This is a genomic window from Paracoccus sp. J56 (genome assembly GCF_019633685.1).
Taxonomy (GTDB): Bacteria; Pseudomonadota; Alphaproteobacteria; order Rhodobacterales; family Rhodobacteraceae; genus Paracoccus; species Paracoccus kondratievae.
In genome coordinates, this window is the sequence record NZ_JAFL01000062.1 from 1 (window position 1) to 4,188 (window position 4,188).

At 62.6% G+C, this 4,188-nt stretch carries 3 protein-coding genes, 1 pseudogene and 1 other annotated feature; of the genes and pseudogenes, 3 read left to right on the forward strand and 1 reads right to left on the reverse strand.

The genetic code is table 11. From position 1 onward, the window contains the following. From M511_RS18820 to M511_RS18830, 3 genes are all read left to right on the forward strand, one after another. Positions 1-343: IS5 family transposase (locus tag M511_RS18820; RefSeq protein WP_139824611.1), on the forward strand; the 343-nt coding region annotated here is incomplete at its 5' end. A 433-nt stretch (positions 344-776) separates the two neighbouring features. After that, positions 777-1,499 (forward strand): hypothetical protein, encoded by a 723-nt coding sequence (locus tag M511_RS18825; protein ID WP_085503233.1) that lies wholly within the window; start codon positions 777-779, stop codon positions 1,497-1,499. A gap of 75 nt (positions 1,500-1,574) precedes the next feature. Then, positions 1,575-2,954, forward strand: coding sequence for an exonuclease domain-containing protein (locus M511_RS18830; protein ID WP_085503235.1), 1,380 nt, complete (start codon positions 1,575-1,577; stop codon positions 2,952-2,954). Between the two features lie 136 nt (positions 2,955-3,090). On the opposite strand, the pseudogene M511_RS18835 reads toward M511_RS18830, so the two are convergent. Further along, positions 3,091-4,097 (reverse strand): annotated as a pseudogene (locus M511_RS18835) (IS3 family transposase); the annotation flags it as partial. Beyond that, positions 3,922-4,038 (reverse strand) — a sequence feature (AL1L pseudoknot). It overlaps the preceding pseudogene by 117 nt. Positions 4,098-4,188: the final 91 nt, after the last annotated feature.

Consider the following 4,188-nt stretch of genomic DNA (forward strand, 5'->3'; position numbering starts at 1 on the left):
CAACCTGTTCGTCAGCGCCGGTCAGGTCAGCGACTACATTGGCGCGCGGGCATTGTTGAGCAGCCTGCCGGATGTCGATTGGTTGCTCGGGGATCGCGGCTATGACGCCGACTGGTTCAGAGAAGCATTGAAAGACAAGGGGATACGGGCGTGTATCCCTGGTCGAAAACAGCGGAAGATGACGGTGAAGTACGACAAGCGCCGATACAAACGGCGCAACAGGATCGAGATCATGTTCGGCAGGCTCAAGGATTGGCGGCGTGTGGCAACCCGATATGACAGATGCCCAAAGGTCTTCCTCTCAGCCATCGCCCTCGCCGCAATCGTCATTTATTGGTTATGAGTCCTGACCCTAGGGATTTGGCGCTCGACCAATCGCAAGTATCGTTGGTTGTGCGCCCCAGAAACGAGAACTTCCATTTATATCAAATAGTTAGAACCCGACGCAAACCGTCGGGTTCTTGGCGTTCAGTTCATGTCAACGCCATGTCAACGTTTTGGGAGTCGCCCTCCGACGCGCCCAGAGCGCCCGACTTTCAGCAGATCAAGAAGCGGGATCGAAGGCGTAGGTCGCAGCACGGCGCCCCAACGATGTCGCGGCAAGATTGCTTGATGACAGAATAGCGCCCTATTCTGCCGTCAAGCGTCGTTGCTGCCAGTCGCCTGCGATCAAGCTCCATTGACGCCAGGAGGACTTCACCGCTCTCGAGCGTTGGCGCGATTCCGTCGGCTTCAGAGCCGTGGAAACGCGACGCAGCCTGTGGCAACGTCGCGCCATGATCGAGTTTCGCCCGCTCCCTGATGACCACCCCGATCTCGCGCATTCCCCCATGCTGCGCGCAGCACTCCTGACCCTGCAATACGCGCAGGAGCATGGTGCGATCGGACTGACGAAGACCAAGGCATTCAAGCGCGTCTTCGTGCATTGGGCGGTCGAGCATTTCGGCTGGCCGGGCAAAAGCGCGGAAGAAATGTTCCGCTACAACAAGGTCATCAACGAATACGAGTTCCCGCCGCTCGAGGTGCTGCATTACCTGCTGATCTCGCTACGCCTCGGGCGGCACTACAAGGGCGAGTTCCGGCTGGCCAAGCGTGGCGCCGAGTTGGCGGGCGCGCCGGGGCGCCTGTTCGCCGAGCTGATCCCTTATTTCGTCCTCCGGATCGATCACGCCTCCTATGCGCGGTTCGACGAGCGCCCTTTCGGCAAGTGGGATGTCTGGATGAACGTCATCAACGTCGAGGCGGACCACGGCACGACCGAGGCCGCCTTGTTCCAGGCCTTCTACAGCGAGCCGAAGGACTGGCACACGGCGGGCTGGCGGGAGATGGCCGCGTTCTCATCCTGCGTGCTGCGGCCGCTTGAATGGGCCGGACTGCTGATGGAAACCCGTGAGGACGGCCCCGGCAAGCATGTGTGCCATGTCTTCAAGACCCCGCTGTGGCGCAGCGCGCTCGAGCTCGACACCGACAACATGCTGCGGCCAATCGCTGTGCAGTGAGGGCCGTGCCCTTGTTGGCCGTGTACGGGCGCTTTGCTGGATGACGGAATCCCTGGTGCCCGCTAAGTTGGGCTGATGAATTTCGCTTTCTACGACCTTGAAACCACCGGCACATCGCCCGCCTTCGATCAACCGCTGCAATTCGCCGCCATTCTGACGGATGGTGAATTCAGGGAGATCGAGCGGGTCAATCTTCGTTGCCGTATCGCGCCGCACATCATCCCCTCGCCTTGGGCGCTGGCGGTTACCGGCGTGCGCCCGGCGCAACTGGTGGATCCCGCATTCCCGACGCTCTTCGAGTTCATGCAGGAGATCGGCGCGCTGATCGAACGCTGGTCGCCCGCGATCTGGACGGGGTTCAACAGCATCCGCTTCGACGAGGAGATGCTGCGCCAAGCCTTCTACCAGAACCTTCAACCCGACATCTTCGCCACCCAGTTCAACGGGAACACGCGCTTCGATGTGCTGACCGCGCTCTATGCCGTCTGGCAACGGCAGCCCGACCTGTTCGAGTGGCCCGTGGATCCCGATGGCCGGGTGCGCTTCAAGCTGGATCGCATCGCGCCGCTGAATGGCTTTGCTTCGCACATTGCGCATGACGCGCTCGGTGACGTCGAGGCGACGATCCACATCGCCCGCCAGATTGCCCAGCGCGCGCCGGGACTCTGGGCAGAGCTGCTCGCCAACCGCGACAAGGCGCATGTCCAGGCCAGCCTTGCGACCTTCCAGCCCATGGCGCTGGTCGAGCGGTTCGGGGGTGGCCTGCCGCGCGCGACAATCGGCTGCTTCTGCGGAACCTCAGCCAGCAACCCCAATCAGGCCGCCTTCTTCGATCTTGATGCCGCCGATCCGGCTGATTTGCTCGCGGCCGACGACGCGGCGGTCTTCGCTGCCGTCGATGCCACGCCGAAAGTCATCCGGGCGTTCTCCATCAACAAGTCGCCCGCACTGCTTTCCGTGGCCGCGCCCAGCGCCGTGCAGTTGCGCCGCGCCGCGGTGATCGCCCATGCGCCCGAGTTCCGGGCGCGGGTCGGGAGAGCCTTCGCCGCGCGCTTCCCCGAAGACTCCGCTGCGCCCGCGCCTCCGGTCGAGAAGCAGATCTATGGCGGCTTCTACAGCCATGCCGACAAGGCGCTGCTCGCGGAGTTCCAGCGCGCGGACTGGCCCCGACGCCAGGAGATCGTCGCCACCCTTGCCGACCTCCGGCTGCGCCAGCTCGGGCGGCGTCTGGTGGCGTTTCATACCTCTGAGCTGCTCTCGACGGAAGAGCGCGAGCAGTACCAGGCCTGGCTGCGGGAGCGCTGGTCAGCGCCGGATGTGCCGGAGACCGAGTGGACCACCTTGGACCATGCCCGCAGTGCACTGGACGAGATGCGGAGCGATGGGGGGATTGACCCGAGTCTGCTGTCCGAGATTGCAGTTTACCTGCGGGGCTTTGATCCAGCGCACGGCTGAACCATGTCGCCAAGTCCTTCACATGAATCATTTTATTGCGAGGGACTATTTTGTAGTTCTATAGTGCCTGGGAGGGTCAGGAAGGGAACGGGGTGGGTGAACCGCGCCGGGTTTTCCGGAGGCTGATTGACGTTAGTTACGCAGCCATGGCTTCAGTTTCCAGAGCTGCATAGAAGTTGGCCTCGGCTTCTGCGGGCGGGATGTTCCCTATGGGCTCGAGAAGACGGCGGTTGTTGAACCAGTCCACCCATTCGAGCGTCGCGTATTCCACGGCTTCCAAGCTGCGCCATGGGCCACGGCGGTGGATGACCTCCGCCTTGAACAGGCCATTGATCGTCTCGGCCAAGGCGTTGTCGTAACTGTCGCCGACGCTGCCCACCGAGGGTTCGAGACCGGCCTCCGCCAAGCGCTCAGTGTAGCGAATAGACAGGTATTGCGAGCCCCTGTCGCTGTGGTGAACCAGCCCCATGCCCTTTCCCGGGCGGCGATCATGCACCGCCTGCTCTAGGGCATCGAGAACGAACCCCGCATGCGCCGAACTGCTGACGCGCCAGCCAACGATCTTGCGAGCATAGGCATCGATGACAAAGGCGACATAGACGAAACCCTTCCAGGTGGCGACATAGGTGAAATCCGACACCCACAGCATGTTCGGGGCCGGAACGCGGAACTGGCGGTTCACCTTGTCCAGCGGACAGGGAGCTTTCTTGTCCGGGATCGTCGTCCTGTGCGGCTTGCCGCGGATAATGCCCTGAATACCCATGCTCTTCATCAGCCGTGCCACCGTGCATCGCGCGACATCGAAGCCCTCACGGCCAAGCTGTCGCCAGACCTTCCGGACACCATAGACCCGCCAGTTCTCTTCGAACACGCGCAGGATCTCGGGGCGCAGCGCTTCGTCCCGACGTGCCCGATCCGACAGCCGAGACGGATCGGCCCGCTTCGCAAGGTGATCATAATAGGTGGACGGGGCGATCGGCAGCACGTCGCAGATCGGCTCGACCCCGTGCGCATCCCGGTGCGCGTCGATGAAACCCACCATCACTTCGACCGGCGGTCGAGCTCCGCCATCGCAAAATATGCTGACGCCTTGCGAAGGATCTCGTTGGCCTGGCGCAACTCGCGGTTCTCGCGTTCCAGCGCCTAGAGGTGGACCCGCCTGGTGAGACAGTTTGGCGGCTTGGCTAAGGTGGATCGGGTTGGTTTCTATGCCGCCAGTCGCTCCGTCATTTCC

Excerpts from the sequence above, each read along its gene's own strand:
- M511_RS18825 (WP_085503233.1), top strand. The coding sequence starts at position 777 with ATGATCGAGTTTCGCCCGCTCCCTGATGACCACCCCGATCTCGCGCAT.
- M511_RS18830 (WP_085503235.1), top strand. The coding sequence starts at position 1,575 with ATGAATTTCGCTTTCTACGACCTTGAAACCACCGGCACATCGCCCGCC.